We start from the raw sequence: 17,773 nt of genomic DNA, 5'->3' as shown, positions 1-17,773 counted from the left end.
AGCTTCACTCCTCATATTCAAAAGCGCCCTTTACCAGTGTGATCTTCTCCGCCGCGCCCTCAATGCCCACCACGTCAAAGCGGCAGGCGGCGCCTGTCAGATGATGCTCCATCAGATAAAAAAGAGCGCATTTTGAGATAGTCCTCTGTTTCCCGCATGTCACGGCGTCAAGAGCCCCGCCCTTCCCTGCGGTCCTTCTGTATTTCACCTCGCAGAACACAAGAAAAGAGCCGTCCCTGGCCACGATGTCCACCTCTCCTGCCCGGCACCTGTAATTGTACTGCAGGATCACATAGCCCTGCTCCTCAAGGTAGGCTCCCGCCTTTTTCTCATAGACCGCTCCGGTCTGTCTTCTGCCGGACGTCCGGCTGTAAATAGATCCTGTCATCCATCTCCTGTCGGCATGACTGCTCCCTCTTTGTCCTCCCGCTGCACCTGCTCCCTGTCACTGCACAAAATGCCGGATAAACGTCCTCCTGTGGACAGGTGCCGGCCCCAGGGCCTTCAGTGCCTCGATGTGGCTCCTTGTACCATACCCCTTGTTGGAGGCAAAGTCATACTCCGGGAAGATCTGGTCATACTCCCGCATCAGCCTGTCCCTGGTAACCTTTGCGATAATGCTGGCCGCCGCAATGGAGACACTCTTGGCATCCCCTTTGACGATGGGTACCTGGCGAATTGGAAGATCCGGTATGGTGACCGCATCGTTTAAAAGGATATCCGGCGGCACCTTCAGCTGCGCCACCGCCATCCTCATGGCCTCGTAGGTGGCCTGGAGGATATTGATCTCGTCTATGCGCTCCGGCCCCACGACACCCACTCCCACTGCCAGGGCCCGGCTCATGATCTCATCGTAGAGCATCTCCCGCTTCTTCTCCGACAGCTTCTTGGAGTCATTTACATATAATATCTTTTCGTCCTTTGGAAGAATGACAGCGCCCGCCACCACAGGGCCCGCCAGAGGGCCGCGCCCGGCTTCGTCGATGCCGCAGACCGCCCCCCAGTCGGCATACTCTCTCTCGTACACACTCATGGCTTCCAGCCGCTCCAGCTCCTTTTTCAGCTTCTCTTCCTGCTTCCTCTTCTTTTCTTCTTCCCGCTTATTCATGTCTGATAAATCCTATCTTATCAAATGGATAGATGCGCACCCAGGCACGTCCCAGAAGGTCGCTACTTTTCAGCACCCCCACGCTGGGGTCACGGCTGTCGGAGCTGTGGTTCCGGTTGTCACCCAGCACAAAATACTCGTCTGCCCCCAGGGTGATGGGCTGGTCCGCAAGCTGTCCGCTCTCCATGGGCTCCGCTCCGTAGATGTCGCTCTCCAGCAGCTCCCCATTGATATAGACATAGCCCCCGATGACCTGGACCGTCTCCCCCGGCATGCCGATGATCCTCTTGATATAGTACGTATCCTCCTCATATTTATATGGAAATACAATGATATCATACCGCTGCGGATCCCGGAAGCGGTAGGAAATCTTATCCACGATCAGGTTGTCACCGTCACTTAAGGTGGGCTCCATGGACTGTCCGCTGACCATGGTCCTCTGTCCCACATAGTTGATGATCAGATAGCTCAGACCTATGATGATCAGTATATATATAAGCCATCCCAGGAGCTCCCGGAATATGCCGTGTTCTTTTTCTCGTCTGCGTCTTGCCATTTTTATCCATCCTGCCTTCTTTTTTCTATCAAATAAAATTCTATCATATCTGATCCGGATATTCCAGTGTCAGCCGCCCCAGCCTGCCGTCCCGGAAATCGTCCAGCAGCAGGGCGGAGGCCTTCTCTATGTCCAGCTCACTCCCCCGCACAACACAGTGGCGGCTCCTGGCGATCCCTTCCAGGATGCCGTACGCATCCCCGTTCTCCTCTACGCTGTATTTCTCCGCAAGGACACCCGGGTAGTCCTGCTGCATGAGCTTGACAAACTCTGCGGCCAGCTCTGTCCTCTGCAGGATCTCATCCTTGATGGAGCCGATAAAGGCCAGCTTCATGCCCACGGACTGATCCTCGAATTTGGGCCAGAGGATGCCCGGTGTATCCAGCAGCTCCACATTTTTATTGAGCCGTATCCACTGTTTTCCCTTTGTCACGCCAGGTTTATTTCCCGTCTTGGCGCAGGCCTTTCCCGCCAGACTGTTGATAAAGGTGGACTTGCCCACGTTGGGAATGCCCACCACCATGGCGCGCACCGGCCGGTTCAGAATGCCTCTCTTTCTGTCCCTCTCGATCTTCTCCCGGCAGGCTTCCTGTATGACCGCGTGGATGCTCTTCATCCCGCCCCCCTTTTTCGAGTTGACCTTGACACAGGAAAAGCCTTTGCCCTGGAAATACTCCATCCAGGCGTCATTCCACTTCTCCTCCGCCAGATCCGCCTTATTAAGAAGGACCAGTCTGGCCTTGTTCTTTCCAAGTTCGTCAATGTCCGGGTTCCGGCTGCTCACAGGGACCCGGGCGTCTGTCAGCTCGATCACCAGGTCAATCAGCTTTATATTCTCCTGCATCATCCGCTTGGCCTTTGTCATATGGCCTGGATACCATTGAAAATGCATGTGTTTCCTCCTTATGAAAAATGTGCTCTAAGAACGCACCAGCCCAAAATCTTCCCATGGCGAGACGATAAACCAGACTTTCCCGTATATATAGGACCGCTTCACAGCCCCCACGTCCGCCATGCGGCTGTCCTCGCTGTTCTCCCTGTCATCTCCGAGCACAAAGAATTCATCTCCTGCCAGTTCGATCTCCTCCGCCGCAATGCCGGGGTCCGTGATCTCGCTGACCCCGTAATCCTCCTCCAGCTTTTCGCCGTCGATGTAGATCTCTCCCTCCAGTATCTGCACTGTCTCCCCCGGAAGGCCGATGATACGCTTGATATAGTAGTGGGAGTTCTCATTTCCCTTGGGCTTAAAGACGATAATGTCTCCTCGCTTCGGCGCTGTGGCGTCATATACGATCCGGTTCACAAGCGTCACGTCCCCGTTGCTGAGGATGGGGCTCATGGAGTCCCCCACCACGGCCACCCTCTGCCCGAAATACCACACAAAGACAAAGGCAAACAGGCAGACGATCGCAATCTTGCCTGTCCACACCGCCACCGGCTTCAGCATCTCGATCCGGAATTTACTTCTCCTGCGCCGCCTTCTTCTGAATTTCAATCCTCTCATAAATCTTTCCCTGTCAGAAACTCCTGTCTGTATAGCATAAAAGGGACAAGATACAGTATGTATTTGTCCCTTCCTCTTTGTTTTCTTATTTTACTAATTCTTTTACCTTGGCTGCTTTTCCTACGCGGTCTCTTAAGTAGTTCAGTTTTGCACGTCTTACTTTACCTCTGCGGACAACTTCAACCTTCTCTACGTTAGGAGAATGGAGCGGCCATGTCTTCTCAACACCTACGCCGTTAGAATTCTTTCTTACAGTAAATGTTGCTCTTGTGCTGCCACCCTGTTTCTTCAGGACTGTTCCCTCGAAAACCTGGATCCTTTCACGGTTACCCTCTTTGATCTTTCCGTAAACTTTTACGGTGTCGCCTACTCTGAACTCAGGCGCGTTCTCTTTGAGCTGTTCAGCTTCAATGTTCTTAATGATATCGTTCATTGTGTGACCTCCTTGTTATTCGGACGTTCTTAATACATTTTTCTATTCCCGCCTCAGTGCGGGAGCGTATCAGAGGACCATCTCTTTCTTCTCACAACGCATTTTATCATAGCATATGTGCAGGAGAATTGCAAGGAAAATTTCTCTTGCATTTGGGCTTGCATTTGGGCAGTTCCATTTGTAAGGCTTCTTCGGAGCCTGCGCCTGCCGGTCCTGTCAGAAGGGGCCGTAGCCGATGCCGTGGGCCACCATGATCAGGACGAAGGCGCTCACTATGAAAGAGAGATAGATCTTCCAGCAGAATCGGATCCAGGAGCCATAGTCCACCCCGCACATGGACAGCTGGACAAGGGAGCTGCCCGGCCAGAAGCTGTTGGTGATGCCGTCGCCGTACTGGTACGTGAGCACCAGCACCTGCTGGTTGATATGCAGGATCTTTCCCAGGGGCTGGAGAATCGGCATGATGATGACCGCCTTTCCGCTTCCCGATACCACCAGGAAATTAAAGAGGGTCACAAACACAAAGATGATCAGCAGGGCCAGGACCGCGCTCTTGCTCTCCAGAAGCTCTCCCATGGCGTGGACGATAGTGTCCATGATGCAGGCCTGGTCCATGAGCACTACCACCGACTGGGCAAGGCCCACGGCAAAGGCCGCCGCGAACACTCTGGTGGCGCCTTTGCAGAAAAGCTGACAGGCCTCACTTGGGCTGAACCGGAAAATGGCGGTCAGCACAATGCCAAACATGACGTAAAGCGCCCCGATCTGGGCAAAAGACCAGCCCTGTGTGATACAGCCGTACCCCTGGATGACGATGACCGCAAGGAAGGCCAGCAGTCCCAGCACTCTTCGCCCGGTCATCTCCTCCGCGTGCTCCATCTCCTCCTCTGTCTTCTGGCCCATGTACTCTTCACTCACGATACTTTTTGCCGGATCCTTCCGTATCTTCCGGCAGTAGCTGTAAAGGCCGGCAAGACCGATCAGGTAGAACACCACCAGACCCACGGCCCGGTAGCCGATGCCTGAGAACATGGGAAGCCCCACTATCTGCTGGGACACACCGGTGGTGAACATGTTCATAAGGCCCGATGTAAAGCCCACCGTGCTCCCCACGATAGCCAGCCCGGTGCCCACGATCCTGTCATATCCAAGGGCAAAGCCGATGCTCACAGCCAGCGGATAGAAGGGATAGGCAGCCTCACCGTAGCCCAGGACGCCAAACACCACAAAGATGGTGTAAAAGATCCACACAACGGAAAATTCCCGGCCCCTGGTCCGCTTTAAGATGGCGCTGATCCCCGCGCCGAACGCCCCGCTGACCTCCAGGAGGTAGATGACGCCGGAACTGATGAACAGCGTCCCCATGATGGTGGCGCCGTTCACAAACCCGTTGTACACTGCCTCAAAGTAGTTCATAAATGTGATAGGATCCTCATTTTCCACATACCGGAACGTGTCCGGGTCCACCACGGACATTCCTGTCACCTCATCAGTGAGCCGCTCGTAGCTCCCGCTGGGGATCACATAGGACAAAACGACCACAAACAGCATGATGAGCAGTAAGATGATAAATACGTGGGGCATGTGGAAGCCTTTACCCCTGGAAGTTTTCTTGTCCACTTTCTTCACTCTCTTTCTCTTTATGATGATACTCTTGCTTTCTTTTCTCCTGGTCATCTCCTGGAGTCCAGCCATGCCATGGCCGTGTATGCGTGAAGGGCCGCGCCCAGAGGGAGCACCTCCTCATCCAGCACCATATGGGGATTGTGGAGGGGCGCATTTCCCGGCTGTCCCGCTCCGATAAAGGCAAACATGCCCGGAACCTCCCTGGTGATATAACCGAAATCCTCTGTCCCCGTCATAGGCGGGATCTGGGAAACATGTCCTTTCCCCAGTATCTCTTCCGCAAAGGGGACAAGCTCCCGGCACAGCGCCTCGTCGCTGTAGGTGCAGGGCGTGTGGAACACGGTCAGGTCATACGCCCCTCTCCAGGCCTTCACATAGTGGTCGATGACCTCCGGGATCCGCCTCGTCAGATGGTCCGCTGCCTGGACATCCAAAGTCCGCACCCCGATATGGAGCTCCGCCTCCCCGGGAATAATATTGACAGCCGTGCCCCCCTTTGCCACGCCGCAGGTCAGGGCCACCATGGCCGCAGGGTCCGCCTCCCTGGTGACAAGCAGATTGACAGCCTGGTATACCTGGTTCATGATCATCAGGGGGTCAATGCAGAGCTGCGGCTGGGAGCTGTGGCCGCCGCTGCCCTTTATCTTCAGGATAAAGGTGTCCAGGGAAGCCGAGTTAACCCCCACTGCATATCCCAGCTCCCCCGTCCTGGTCACGGACTGGACATGGAGCCCGAATGCGGCGTCCACTTTCGGGTTCTCCAGAAGGCCGTTCTCCACCAGGACCCTGGCCCCGGCGCCTGTCTCCTCGCCGGGCTGGAACACCAGCTTGACCGAGCCCTTCAGGGAGCTCTCCCTCTCTTTCAGTATCTGAGCCGCCCCCAGGAGCATGGCCACGTGGCTGTCATGGCCGCACATATGTCCATATCCATTCCCGGATCTAAACTCCAGATCACTGGCTTCCCGAATGGGAAGTGCATCCATATCCGCCCGCAGCAGGATGCAGGGGCTGCCATGGCCGATCACGGCCGTCACTCCCTCGGCCCGCTCCATCCTGGGGAACCCTGCTTCCATAAAATCCCTGGTCACTTGTTCCGGCAGGTCCCCGCCGCAGTTCTCCCAAGGTATTCCCATCTCATCCAGCCGTTTTCTGATATGATCCGCTGTCTTAGGCAGCTCCATCCCGATCTCCGGTATCTGGTGCAGGTACCGCCTGTCCGCTGTGATCTGTTCCCGGAGCTCCTCCGCTCTCCTCCTGATCTCGGCCGCCGTCACTCCCATAATCTCTCACCTGTCTTTCCTGAGTCCAATAACGCCGGGCCCTGGGAAGGCACCGGCTGCTTATAAATAAAGAAAAGAGTCCCTCTGACGGAACTCTTCGAACCGACAACTGCCCATAACACTCCATTGCGCATTGTCTCAATATAATGTAATAGTCGTTTGATCATATATAATTGCAATTATCATAGCATTTTCCAGGGAGGCATGCAACTATTTTTCGGAATTTTCTCCTGTTTCCTTCTCCCTCAGGATCTCCGCCGCCAGCTTCTTCTCGTCTGCTGTCAGCTCCGCCTTCTCAAGAAGGTCCGGCCTTCTCCTGGCCGTGCGGATGACAGACTGCTCCCGCCGCCACTTTTCGATATTGGCGTGGTGTCCGGACAGGAGGATGGGGGGCACCTGCTTGTCGTGCCATACCTCCGGCCTGGAATACTGGGGATACTCAAGGAGGTTGTCCTGGAAGCTCTCAAATTCCGCAGACACGTCATTGTGAAGGACTCCCGGCACAAGGCGGGAGATGGTATCTACCATGACCATGGCGGGGAGTTCGCCGCCGGTGAGCACGTAGTCCCCGATGGAGACATAGTCTGTCACGATCTCCTCCAGCACCCTCTCATCGATGCCCTCGTAGTGGCCGCACAGCAGCACCAGATCTTCCTCCTCTGCCAGCTCCTGGGCCATCTCCTGGCTGAATGTCTGTCCCTGGGGGGAGAGGTAGATGACTCTTGTCCTCTTAGGCCGGGCAGATAGGGCGCCTTCCTCTTCGCGCGCCTCTGTATCTTCTCTGCGCTTCTGGATCTGCTCCTCAATGGCCTGGTAAGCCAGATATACCGGCTCCGCCTGCATCAGCATGCCGGCCCCGCCGCCGTAGGGATAGTCGTCCACGCTGTTGTGTTTATTGAAAGCATAGTCCCGGATGTTGACAGCCTCGATAGAGAGAAGCCCTTTCGCGATGGCCCGCCCTGTGATGCTGGTGCCAAGGCCGGCCATCACCATATCGGGGAATAGTGTCATAATATGAAAATGCATCATGGCAGAAGTCCCTCCATCAGATGGATGTGCATCTCATTTTTTTCCGTGTCCACACGGAGGATGCACTGGTGGATGGCCGGGACGAGGACTTCCCCGTGCCGGTCTGAGTCGATGATGTAGACGTCATTGGCCCCGGTCTCCAGCACGTCCCGAAGGACGCCAAAGTGCTCTGCCGGGTCGTCCGTGTAGACGTCCATGCCGATCATGTCGCCGATGTAGTACTCGTCTTCGCCCAGGGGGGAGGCGTCCTCCCTGTCGATCATAAGGCTCTTGCCTTTGTATTTTTCTATGTCGTTTATGTTATCGATCCCCTTGAATTTCAGGATAGCGAACTGCTTGAAGAATTTTACATGTTCGATCTCCAGGGGGATCTGTTCTTTTCCCGTGTCAAGATATACTTTTTTCAGCTCTCTGAAATACTGTGCGTCATCTGTGGTGGGAAATACCTTCACCTCGCCGCGGATGCCGTGGGTGGAGGTGATGACGCCTGCCTGCAGTTGTTTTTCCATCTTTATTCTCCTTGTAAAGAAAAGCGTGTCCCGGAAGATCCCGACATACTGTCTCTTTGTCCCTTCCTGGACCCGCTCTTTTTCTTAGCCAGCGATATCTACTACCACTTTCTTATCTTCTTTTGAGGCTGCTGCTTTCACGACAGCGCGGATTGCCTTGGCGATACGCCCCTGCTTGCCGATGACTTTACCCATATCTGAGTCAGCCACTTTCACTTCCACAATGGTCGTGCGGCCTTCTTCCTTCTCTGTCACAACAACGCTCTCGGGATCATCTACAAGTGCTTTGACGATGACTTCCACTAGTTCTTTCATACTGCGCACCTCCCAGTATTATTTTTCAATGCCTGCTGCCTTGAAAATCTTTCCTACTACCTCTGTAGGCTGCGCACCGTTGTTCAGCCATCTCTTAGCGGCCTCCTCGTCTACTTTGAAGACGCTGGGATCCTGATTCGGATCGTAAGTGCCGATTTCCTCGATGAATCTGCCATCTCTTGGGGATCTGGAGTCAGCTACAACAATTCTATAGAAAGGAGCCTTCTTCTGTCCCATTCTCTTTAATCTGATCTTTACTGCCATTTTGTTTCACCTCCACATATTTATTGATCTATATGGCACATGCGCTGTACACGCCTGTGCTGGTTAAAAAGGTAATCTGAATTTTCCCTTTTTACCACCTTTTCCGATCATCTTCATCATCTTCTTCATCTCGTTAAACTGCTTGACCATGCGGTTTACCTCGCTGATGTCCACACCTGCGCCTTTTGCGATGCGGTGCTTTCTTGAAGGATTCAGAAGATCCGGGTCGCGGCGCTCCGCCGGAGTCATGGAATAGATCATGGCCTCCATCCGCGCCATCTTTTTCTCGGCCTCCTCGGCCTGGCTGTCATCTAACTGCATGCCCTTTTTACCGCCCAGGCCGCCCATGGCGCCCATGCCGGGAAGCATGCTCATGATACCGGAGAGCCCGCCCATCTTCTTCATCTGCTTGGTGCTCTCCAGGAAGTCGTCGAAATCGAACTGGTTCTTTTTCATCTTGCGGGTCATCTCTTTGGCCTTCTCCTCGTCGATCTCGGCTCCTGCCTTCTCGATGAGGGTCAGCACATCGCCCATGCCAAGGATCCGGGACGCCATCCGGTCCGGATAGAACTGCTCCAGATCCGACAGCTTCTCTCCCATACCCACGTAGAGGATCGGCTTGCCGGTCACTGCCTTGACAGACAGGGCCGCACCGCCTCTTGTGTCGCCGTCCAGCTTGGTGATGATGACACCGTCGATGCCGATCTTCTGGTTGAATTCCTCCGCCACATTGACCGCGTCCTGTCCGGTCATGGCATCGATCACCAGGATCGTCTGGTGTACTTCCACAGTCTCCTTGATCTCCTGGAGCTCTGCCATCATGTCCTCATCAATGTGAAGACGGCCCGCTGTATCCAGGATCACCAGATTGTTGCCGTTCTTGCGGGCATGCTCCAGAGCTGCTCTGGCGATGTCCGCCGGCTTGTGGCTGTCACCCATGGAAAAGACTTCCACTCCCTGCTTTTCTCCGTTCACCTGGAGCTGCTTGATAGCAGCCGGACGGTATATGTCACAGGCCACAAGGAGAGGTTTCTTCCCCTTCAGTTTATATTTTCCCGCCAGTTTTGCGGTGGTCGTTGTCTTACCTGCACCCTGGAGACCTGCCATCATGATCACAGTGATGGCGCTTCCGGGCTGGAGCTTGATCTCTGTGGTCTCGGATCCCATGAGGGCAACCAGCTCCTCGTTGACGATCTTGATGACCATCTGCCCCGGGTTCAGCCCGTTCATCACGTCCTGCCCGACAGCACGCTCCTGCACATTCTTGATGAAGTTCTTTACGACTTTAAAGTTGACGTCCGCGGCCAGAAGCGCCCGCTTGATCTCCTTCATAGCCTCTTTGACGTCGTCCTCTGTCAGCCGTCCCTTGCTCCGCAGATTGCGGAACACATTCTGAAGTTTTTCTGTCAGACTGTCAAAAGCCATTCTTAACTCCTCTTTGCCTCTCTATTACATACAATTACAGATCACAATTCGTCTATGATCTCTCTTGCTATCTTTCGGATCTCCCGGGCAAGCTCACTGTCATCCTCCGGGTCATACTGGTCCAGCACCTGATCGATCCGGTGCACTTTCTCCCGGACTGCCAGGAACTTCTCCACCAGATGGAGCTTGTCTTCATATCCCTGGAGCGTCTTGTCACAGCGCTTTACCAGATCGTGGACCCCCTGCCGGCTGATTCCCGCCGCTTGGGCGATCTCACTCAAAGAAAGGTCCTCCAGCACGGACTGTTCGTAGATCTCTTTCTGGTGACTGGTCAGAAGTTCTCCGTAGAAATCATATAACAATGTCTGCTTTAAAAAATCATCCATCTCAAATCACCTGTGTTATCATATAACAAAGTTTTCCTGCTGTCAAGCATTTTTTCTTGACACCAGGCCAGATTTATTTTTCACACATCCCGGTCCCAAGCATATGATGTACTGTAAACAAAAAATGTTGGAGGCAATCATATGAGCGACTTATCAGCAAACTGCGGATGCGGATGTGACTCCGGTGTACGTTCCGGCTGTGGATGCGGGAGCGGATTTGGAGGGAACAGCTGCCTGTGGATCATCCTTCTCCTGTGCTGCTGCGGCGGTTTCGGGCGCAGCGGCGGCGACTACGGCTGCGGATGCGGCAATGACAGCTGCCTGTGGATCATCCTTCTCCTGTGCTGCTGCGGCGGTTTCGGAGGAAACGGCTGCTGCTAATGGCAGATGAGAGGGCTGCGGCCGATGGACATATGCGTCTGTCGGGCGCGGCCCCTTTTAAGTGTCATACTCTTTTCTTTTTCTCCATATATATAGTTACAACACGCAAGACAGGTGGGCTGTATGGATAAACGCACGCCGCTTCCCATGACTCCTTTTGACACCCTCACATCCTCCGGGGAACTGCAGATGGTGAAGCTTTTACTCCCCTATACTCCCCCTGCCATTCAGAGGATGCTGGCCTTTTTCATCAAATTCACCGAGCTGCAGAACACAGTCCGCTACTTCGGCGTCTTCTCCCACACTCCGGCGCGGGAGGAGTTTCAGGGGTCGGCTCCCTCCTTTCCGGAAATACTGGAAGAGCTGAAACCCTACATGGGGGAAAGCAGTGAGACCGTAGACAGCATCCTCTCCGCCATGAGCATGATGGAGATGATGAAGGACATGGATCTGTCCGGGATGTCTTCCCCTGACCCGTCCGCGTCAGGAGGGGGAAATATGGAAGACATCCTAAATATGATGCACATGTTCCAGTCCCCTCCTTCGGGCGGGGACACCCGGGAAGACACAGAAGACGGCAACGATCTAAACAGAAAGGAAATGAATGACAATGGCGCAGGAATGGATGGATCATCCGGCAATGAAACATATTGATCCTGTCAAGCTGGAGCTCATCAGGACGGCGGCCGCCCGGACCTCCGGCAAGACCGGGAACAGCCTGGCGGCCGCCATGATGGCTCTCATCTCCTCCGCAAACAGGGAGGGCATCCGCTTCTCCCCGGAAGAGACGTCCCTCATCCTTGAGATCCTGAAGGAGGGACGCTCCCCAGAGGAGAAAAGGCAGATCGACAGCATGGTCAGCCTCGTGATGGCACAGATGGACCACAGGAAAAAATAAGGCCGGCATCCGAGGGCTTTTTCCTCTTCTGCCGGCATAAACATAGGGAACGGGAATGCGGATCACAGCCTGTAGTGCTTCCGCATCTCCCGCCTTTTCTCTGCATTCTTCCATTCTTCCTTTTCATCCTCTGTCTCCAGCTCCAGCCGGGGCACTCTGGTGGGATGGTCATTCTCGTCCAGCGCCACCATGGTAAAGTAGGCCCGGTTGATGAGGGTCCGGTTGCGGTCCAGGTCCTCCACGCAGGAGTCCACTTTTACTTCCATGGATGTATTTCCCACGTACGTCACCTTTCCCGTGATCACAACCACATCCTTCTGATAGGCGCCCCGCAGGAAGCTTAAGTTGTCCACGGAGGCGGTGATCACATTTTTTCTTGTATGCCGTTTCGCCACAAGCCCGGCCAGCTCGTCCATCCACTGCATGAGGATCCCTCCGAACAGTCGTCCCGCCGCATTGAGGTGGTTGGGACGCACCATGTGGACAGTCTCCGATACGGACTCTGATACTTTTCTGCTCTCTGTCATTTTGCAATCTCTCCTGTCTGTCATTTCTTTGTTCACTGGACAGTATATCAGATAATCTGCTATACTAAAACTGATTTTAGATGTTTTTGTGATTTCATATCGTGATAGGAGGAGAACCATGCGCAATATCAAGCTTACCATAGAATACGACGGCAGCCGCTACCAGGGCTGGGTCCGTCTGGGAAAAAACGAGTCCACCAACACCATCTCCAACAAGATCCTGGAGGTCATCCGGAAAATGACCGGCGAGGACGTGGAGCTCTTCTGCGGCGCCCGCACAGAGGTGGGTGTCCACGCCTACGCCCAGACCGCCAGCTTTAAGACAAACACGGACATGAAGGACTATGAGATCCAGCACTATCTGAACCGGTATCTGCCTATGGATATCGCCATCATATCAGTGGAGGACATGCCGGAGCGCTTCCACGCCCAGCTGAATGCCAGGTCAAAGATCTACATCTACCGCGCCACCATCAGCGACGTGCCCAGCGTCTTTGACTTCAAGTACACCTTCCACTGCTTCCGCAGGCCGGATATGGATGCCATGAAGGCGGCGGCACAGCTCCTTCTCGGAAGGCATGACTTTAAAAATTTCTCCACGGTAAAGCACAACAAGTCCACCGAGCGGGAGATGTACCAGATCGACATCTACGATGACGGGGAGGAGATGCAGATCTCCATGCACGCGGACGACTTCCTCCACAACATGCAGCGGACCATCGTGGGCACGCTTCTCGAAGTCGGCCTGGGCACAAGGAAGCCGGAAGATATCACCGCCATCTTCGCAGGCGAACAGCCGGCCAGTGCGCCCTGCGACCCCAAGGGGATGTATCTGCAGGAAGTGCGATATGAATAAAGAGGGTAAATTGAGCGAAAAGGGAAACCCGTTTGGGCTTCCCTTTTTTGTTCTTCCATATATACGGTCTGGTCATATTCAATAGATCAGATTGGCAAAAAGCACGATAAACGGTATGGCGATCAGGGTCCTCTCCATGAAAACGGCAAAGAGCTTCCAGAAGCCCATCGGCACTTCGCTCTTGATGACCACGGTTCCCACCTCGGTCAGATAGATGATCTGCACAAGGGACAGGACACCGATGATGAATTTCGTCTTTACAGCCACCTCGGTCCCCGCGATCAGGAGGGCCGGGATGAACATGTCTGTAAATCCGACCAGTGTGGCCGGCGCCACAGCAAATGCATCCTCCACGCCGAAGAGCTGCAGATACAGCCCCATAGGATAGGAGATCCAGTCAAAGAATGGTGTGTAGGTGGCAATGACCAGGGCCACGACACCCCAGGACGCCACAATGGGGATCAGGTCAAAGAGGGTTCCCATCATGACTTCCAGACCATTGGTCAGCACGGTGTCCAGATGGAACTGGGACGCTCTCTTACAGCTGGACTCCAGGGCAAATTTCCACAATCCTTTTTCCTGGGGTCTGTCCTCAGCCACCTGCCGGCCTGTCACCTCCCGGTATGTATCCGGGATCGTGCGGATGGGCGGGATGCGCACAATGATAACCGCCAGGATGATGCCGATGACGCAGATGCAGAGATAAAAGACCGGGAAAATAGAGTCCAGTCCAATGGTGTTTGCCACCATCAGGCAGAAGGGCACGGACACAAGGGAGAAGTTGGTCATAATGTAGGCTGCTTCCCTCTTCGTGTAATACCCTTTCATATACTGCTCTCTTGTCAGGATGACCGCTGCATTGGCCGCTCCGAACCAGGATGCGATCAGGTCAACGGAGGCCCTTCCCGGCACGTGGAACAGTGGCCGCACCACAGGCCGGGCGATGACGCCCAGGAATTCCATGATCCCGCAGTCGGTCAGGAAAGGAAGGACAAAGCTGAAGGCGATCAGGATGCAGAACAGTGTTCCGCACAGGTCAATGATGGTCCCGCCTGTATCCGGGGAGACCACCACTTCCGGCCCCACACCTGTCACAACCATGACGCCCGCCACGGCTCCAATGATCTTGGACACAAGATACAGAGGCGTGGTGCAGAAAGCCTTGCTCAGGTAGCGGTTCTTCCGGATAAGATCCGGCTTTGCGAAAAAGTCATAGGTGCTGAGCACCGCGGACGCCACGATCAGCGTCACCACAATGTAGATCAGGCTGCCCCCAAAGAGAGCCTGGAGCCACATTTTCACAAAGTCCAGCAGAGTCGTAAAAGAGGACTCATAGGGGATGGGCACCAGGAACATGAGCACGCCGAAGGCTGACCCGAAAATAAATTTCAAAAGATTCTTCTTATTTATATAAGTTTTTTCTGCTGTATTTCCCATTATTCTCCCAGCTCCTCCACTTCTCTCATGGCCTCAAAGATCATATCCTCCGTCACCGGGTAGGGAATATGCTCCATGTCAGGACCTGTCACCGTCTCCCTCAGGACCGCCGCCAGATACTCCCTGTCAAGGGGAACGCCCATCTCTTTCAGCGTGGAGGGAATACCCAGCTTTTCAAGAAACTTCTTCGCCTCCCCGAGGCGCTCTCTGTCCTGGTCCACCGCAAGCTGCACCAGAACGCCGTAGGCCACCACGTCTCCGTGGAGGTACTTCTCCTCAAAGCCCGGGAGGAGCACAAGCCCGTAATATACCGAGTGGGCGATGGCACAGTTGTAGTCATCCAGCACCATCAGGGACACCATGCCTGTGCTGACGATATTTGCCAGCACCGCCTGCTGCAGGGCAAAGGATGGCTCATGTCTTTTGCAGTCCGCAAGGGCCTGGACACCGTGCTCCAGGAGGGGGCCATAACACAGGTTGCTGATCTCCCTGCCCAGGGCAGAGCTGTGATCCAGCCTGTCTCCTCTGGCCGCGAAGTGACACTCAAAAAATTTACCCATCGTATCTCCCATGCCGGCCCGCAGATACTCCCAGGGCGCATCCGCAATGACGCGGGTATTGATAAAACAGTGCCTTGCCGGCTTGTCATAAAAGTAAAAGCTGTCAAAATTTCCATCTTCCCTGTACACCACAGACAGGGCTGTCGTTGCCGCACAGGTGGCCGCGATGGTTGGGAAGGTAAAGACCGGAAGTCCGGCTCTGTCGGCAGCTCCCTTCGCTGTGTCCAGCGCCTTGCCACCGCCCATGCCAAAGATCATGTCCGCTCCCAGCTCCTTCGCCCGGTCCGCCCACCGGTCAATATCCTTGTAGGTGCAGTCTGATCCGAACTCCACAGATTCCAAAACGACAAGGTCCGTCCCCTTCAGGACCTCCTCAAGAAGCCCGCCTGCGGCGTCCATGCCCTTTCGCCCGCCGATCAGGAAGATCTTTGTTCCAAAAGGGAGACAGACCTGGGGCACCTGCCCGTAGGCGTCCTCCCCGATGGTGTAATTTGCAAAAAATACTGAATATGATCTCATGATAACAACTCCTGTAACTTTCCAAGGCGGCTGATCGCCTCGTCGATGGTCTCTTTTTCTCTGGCAAAATGCAGTCGGATCAGATGGTTCACTTCTTCTTTAAAGAAACTGGAACCCGGCACAGCGGCCACACCGATATTTTTGATCATCCACTCGCAAAACTCCAGGTCCGTGTAACCCGCAAATCTGGGCAGATCCAGGAATTTCTGTATATCGATCAGGACAAAATAGGTACCCTGTGGAACATTGTGGGCAAGTCCGATGCGGTCCAGCCCGGTCAGGAAATAGTCCCTCTTTTCTGTGTAGATCTTTTTCAGGTCTTCATAGTAGCTGTCCGGGAAGTTCAGCCCCGCCACAGCTGCCTCCTGGAGGGGCGCTGCCGCTCCCACTGTCAGGAAATCGTGGACCTTCTTGGCCGCTTCCACCACTTCCTCCGGCCCGATGAGATATCCAAGGCGCCATCCGGTGATGGAGTAGGTCTTGGAGAGGGAATTGCAGGTGATGGTGTGTTCATACATGCCCGGCAGGGAAGCCATACATGTGTGATGATAGGGCTCATACACCATATGCTCGTACACCTCATCTGTCACCACAAAGGCGTCATACTTCACAGCCAGCTCTCCGATGGCCATCAGCTCTTCCCTGGAAAACACCTTTCCGCAGGGGTTGGAAGGATTGCAGACAATGATAGCTTTCGCCCCCGCCTTAAATCCCTCCTCCACAAGGGAGATATCGAAAGTGTACGCCGGCGGCACCAGGGGGATATAGATAGGATCCGCACCGGACAAGATGGCGTCCGCCCCGTAATTTTCATAGAAAGGCGAGAACACCATCACCTTGTCCCCGGGATTGCAGATGGTCATCATGGCACACATCATGGCCTCTGTGCCGCCGCATGTCACCACGATCTCCGTCTCCGGGTCAATGGCCCGCCCGATGGCTTTCTCCTGCTTTCTTGCCAGGGCCTGGCGGAAATTTTCCGCCCCGAATGTAATGGAATACTGGTGAGGTCCCTTGTAGGCCGCCTCTGCCAGGGCATCCATGATCTCCTGCGGCGGATCAAAATCCGGAAATCCCTGGGATAGATTGATCGCTCCGTATTCATCGCTGATCCGGGTCATCCTGCGGATCACTGAGTCGGTAAATGTGCCCACTCTCTCACTTAATTTTGGCATGATCGTTTGTCTCCTCATCTATTTAAAATTGACTGTCCTGTCTATCCCGATTATAATAAAGTATACCGTTAGGGTATAGTCAAGGAGGAAATGTATAATTATGCAAAAATTAGACATTCCATGCATAAAAACCGGGGAATTTGCCGCTCTGTGCGGCACCAACAAGCGGACCCTCTTTCACTACGACGAGATCGGCCTTTTCTCTCCCGCTCTCACAGATGAAAAAGGATACCGCTATTACAGCGAAAACCAGTGCGATGTCTTTTTCACCATCACCTGCCTGAAAGAGCTGGGCATGCCTCTCAAGAAGATCAAGGACTACATAGACCACCGCAGCCCGGACAGCTTAGAAAGACTTCTGCTCACACAGCAGGAAAAGGTGGAGGCAGAGCTGGCTCAGCTCCAGCGCATCCGCACCGTCATTGAGACAAAGCTCTCCCTTGTCAGACAGGCCAGAGACTTTCAGGATGTACAATGCCTCTCCCCTGTTCTCCTGGAAGAGCAGACAAAAAAAGAACTGCTGGTACTCAGCAGTCCTCTGTATACATCTGACCATGACAAGATCTTCTCCGTGCTCTGCAGCCACATCGGCCTGTGCAGCCGGGAACATCTCAACTGCGGTCACCCCTACGGCGCCATGCTCCCCACCCCGGCTCTGCAGGAGGGAGACTATGAGACTTATGCATATTTTTTCACCAAGACTTCTTTCTCCGTGGACGCACTCCCGCCGGACACACAGGTACACATCAAGCCGGCCGGCACCTATGCCGCCATCTACCTGCGGGGCGACTACTACCGTTCCGAGGAAGCCTGCCGCCGGCTCCTTGCCTTTGCAGGGGAAAATGGCCTGTCTCCTGGCAGTTTTGTCTACAAGGAAGCCGTGCTGGATGAGCTCTCGGCAGATGAGGAACACTATCTCACAAGGATTTCCCTATTCTGCGGCAAGAAAGAAAGGCAGTAAAAAACCGCTGTGAGGGCAGATCTG

At 54.4% G+C, this 17,773-nt stretch carries 23 protein-coding genes; 5 read left to right on the top strand and 18 right to left on the bottom strand.

The annotated features are described in order from the left end of the window. Positions 1 to 4: 4 nt before the first annotated feature. From B5E62_RS01025 to ylxM, 14 genes are all read right to left on the bottom strand, one after another. Positions 5 to 388 (bottom strand): YraN family protein, encoded by a 384-nt coding sequence (locus B5E62_RS01025; protein WP_087172901.1) that lies wholly within the window; start codon positions 386 to 388, stop codon positions 5 to 7. 57 nt (positions 389 to 445) lie between these two features. Continuing rightward, complete coding sequence (locus tag B5E62_RS01020; RefSeq protein ID WP_087172900.1) at positions 446 to 1,108, bottom strand: ribonuclease HII; 663 nt, start codon at positions 1,106 to 1,108, stop codon at positions 446 to 448. Further along, the gene (gene lepB / locus B5E62_RS01015; RefSeq protein WP_087172899.1) at positions 1,101 to 1,664 is read right to left on the bottom strand and encodes a signal peptidase I; all 564 of its coding nucleotides are present in this window, start codon (positions 1,662 to 1,664) and stop codon (positions 1,101 to 1,103) included. Before lepB (B5E62_RS01015) ends, B5E62_RS01020 begins: the two co-directional genes overlap by 8 nt. 43 nt (positions 1,665 to 1,707) lie before the next feature. After that, positions 1,708 to 2,556 carry a ribosome biogenesis GTPase YlqF gene (ylqF, locus tag B5E62_RS01010; RefSeq protein WP_087172898.1) on the bottom strand — a complete coding sequence of 283 codons (849 nt, stop codon included), beginning with the start codon at positions 2,554 to 2,556 and terminating at the stop codon, positions 1,708 to 1,710. A gap of 27 nt (positions 2,557 to 2,583) precedes the next feature. After that, on the bottom strand, positions 2,584 to 3,168 hold the full coding sequence (lepB, locus tag B5E62_RS01005; protein ID WP_087172897.1) for a signal peptidase I: 585 nt from the start codon (positions 3,166 to 3,168) through the stop codon (positions 2,584 to 2,586). An 85-nt stretch (positions 3,169 to 3,253) separates the two neighbouring features. Further along, positions 3,254 to 3,601, bottom strand: coding sequence for a 50S ribosomal protein L19 (gene rplS / locus B5E62_RS01000; protein WP_033125426.1), 348 nt, complete (start codon positions 3,599 to 3,601; stop codon positions 3,254 to 3,256). 216 nt (positions 3,602 to 3,817) lie between these two features. Then, the gene (locus B5E62_RS00995) at positions 3,818 to 5,296 is read right to left on the bottom strand and encodes a YfcC family protein (protein ID WP_242957680.1); all 1,479 of its coding nucleotides are present in this window, start codon (positions 5,294 to 5,296) and stop codon (positions 3,818 to 3,820) included. Beyond that, on the bottom strand, positions 5,275 to 6,507 hold the full coding sequence (locus tag B5E62_RS00990; RefSeq protein WP_087172896.1) for a M20 metallopeptidase family protein: 1,233 nt from the start codon (positions 6,505 to 6,507) through the stop codon (positions 5,275 to 5,277). The genes B5E62_RS00995 and B5E62_RS00990 overlap by 22 nt, the downstream gene beginning before the upstream one ends. A gap of 210 nt (positions 6,508 to 6,717) precedes the next feature. Then, entirely contained in the window at positions 6,718 to 7,533 is an 816-nt protein-coding gene (gene trmD / locus B5E62_RS00985; protein WP_087173027.1) for a tRNA (guanosine(37)-N1)-methyltransferase TrmD, read from the bottom strand. Then, entirely contained in the window at positions 7,533 to 8,045 is a 513-nt protein-coding gene (gene rimM / locus B5E62_RS00980) for a ribosome maturation factor RimM (RefSeq protein ID WP_087172895.1), read from the bottom strand. Before rimM ends, trmD begins: the two co-directional genes overlap by 1 nt. 84 nt (positions 8,046 to 8,129) lie before the next feature. Then, a complete protein-coding gene (locus B5E62_RS00975) occupies positions 8,130 to 8,360 on the bottom strand; it encodes a KH domain-containing protein (protein ID WP_076777611.1) in 231 nt (76 codons plus the stop codon). 18 nt (positions 8,361 to 8,378) lie between these two features. Then, positions 8,379 to 8,624 carry a 30S ribosomal protein S16 gene (gene rpsP, locus B5E62_RS00970; protein WP_033125421.1) on the bottom strand — a complete coding sequence of 82 codons (246 nt, stop codon included), beginning with the start codon at positions 8,622 to 8,624 and terminating at the stop codon, positions 8,379 to 8,381. Between the two features lie 63 nt (positions 8,625 to 8,687). After that, the gene (gene ffh, locus B5E62_RS00965; RefSeq protein WP_087172894.1) at positions 8,688 to 10,049 is read right to left on the bottom strand and encodes a signal recognition particle protein; all 1,362 of its coding nucleotides are present in this window, start codon (positions 10,047 to 10,049) and stop codon (positions 8,688 to 8,690) included. Positions 10,050 to 10,090: 41 nt separating this feature from the next. Beyond that, on the bottom strand, positions 10,091 to 10,435 hold the full coding sequence (ylxM, locus tag B5E62_RS00960; RefSeq protein WP_087172893.1) for a YlxM family DNA-binding protein: 345 nt from the start codon (positions 10,433 to 10,435) through the stop codon (positions 10,091 to 10,093). A 141-nt stretch (positions 10,436 to 10,576) separates the two neighbouring features. Between ylxM and B5E62_RS00955 the strand changes: the two genes are divergently transcribed. The 3 genes from B5E62_RS00955 to B5E62_RS00945 all read left to right on the top strand — a co-directional run bounded on the left by B5E62_RS00955 (position 10,577) and on the right by B5E62_RS00945 (position 11,714). Then, positions 10,577 to 10,816: a chorion class high-cysteine HCB protein 13 gene (locus tag B5E62_RS00955; protein WP_076777614.1), complete on the top strand. Its 240-nt coding sequence runs from the start codon at positions 10,577 to 10,579 to the stop codon at positions 10,814 to 10,816. A gap of 123 nt (positions 10,817 to 10,939) precedes the next feature. After that, complete coding sequence (locus tag B5E62_RS00950; RefSeq protein WP_087172892.1) at positions 10,940 to 11,470, top strand: hypothetical protein; 531 nt, start codon at positions 10,940 to 10,942, stop codon at positions 11,468 to 11,470. Next, entirely contained in the window at positions 11,457 to 11,714 is a 258-nt protein-coding gene (locus B5E62_RS00945; protein ID WP_242957679.1) for a hypothetical protein, read from the top strand. The genes B5E62_RS00950 and B5E62_RS00945 overlap by 14 nt, the downstream gene beginning before the upstream one ends. 62 nt (positions 11,715 to 11,776) lie before the next feature. Here the strand turns inward: B5E62_RS00945 and B5E62_RS00940 are convergent, their stop codons facing one another. Next, entirely contained in the window at positions 11,777 to 12,241 is a 465-nt protein-coding gene (locus tag B5E62_RS00940; RefSeq protein WP_076777617.1) for an acyl-CoA thioesterase, read from the bottom strand. A 118-nt stretch (positions 12,242 to 12,359) separates the two neighbouring features. Here B5E62_RS00940 and truA point away from each other — a divergent pair, with 118 nt between their 5' ends. Next, on the top strand, positions 12,360 to 13,097 hold the full coding sequence (gene truA, locus B5E62_RS00935; protein WP_087172890.1) for a tRNA pseudouridine(38-40) synthase TruA: 738 nt from the start codon (positions 12,360 to 12,362) through the stop codon (positions 13,095 to 13,097). A 78-nt stretch (positions 13,098 to 13,175) separates the two neighbouring features. On the opposite strand, the gene B5E62_RS00930 is transcribed toward truA, so the two are convergent. Genes B5E62_RS00930 through B5E62_RS00920 form a run of 3 tightly spaced genes read right to left on the bottom strand, consistent with a single transcriptional unit; the run spans position 13,176 to position 16,788 of the window. Further along, entirely contained in the window at positions 13,176 to 14,489 is a 1,314-nt protein-coding gene (locus B5E62_RS00930) for a YjiH family protein (RefSeq protein ID WP_162610237.1), read from the bottom strand. 44 nt (positions 14,490 to 14,533) lie between these two features. Beyond that, on the bottom strand, positions 14,534 to 15,613 hold the full coding sequence (locus B5E62_RS00925) for an iron-containing alcohol dehydrogenase family protein (protein WP_087172888.1): 1,080 nt from the start codon (positions 15,611 to 15,613) through the stop codon (positions 14,534 to 14,536). Beyond that, complete coding sequence (locus B5E62_RS00920) at positions 15,610 to 16,788, bottom strand: pyridoxal phosphate-dependent aminotransferase (RefSeq protein ID WP_087172887.1); 1,179 nt, start codon at positions 16,786 to 16,788, stop codon at positions 15,610 to 15,612. Before B5E62_RS00920 ends, B5E62_RS00925 begins: the two co-directional genes overlap by 4 nt. 100 nt (positions 16,789 to 16,888) lie before the next feature. Between B5E62_RS00920 and B5E62_RS00915 the strand changes: the two genes are divergently transcribed. Then, complete coding sequence (locus tag B5E62_RS00915) at positions 16,889 to 17,749, top strand: MerR family transcriptional regulator (RefSeq protein WP_087172886.1); 861 nt, start codon at positions 16,889 to 16,891, stop codon at positions 17,747 to 17,749. Positions 17,750 to 17,773 lie beyond the last annotated feature (24 nt).

Source organism: Lachnoclostridium sp. An118, assembly GCF_002160985.1.
Classification (GTDB): Bacteria; Bacillota; Clostridia; order Lachnospirales; family Lachnospiraceae; genus Claveliimonas; species Claveliimonas stercoravium.
The sequence above is the reverse complement of the archived record's forward strand: the minus strand, read 5'-3'. Positions and strand labels throughout refer to the sequence as shown.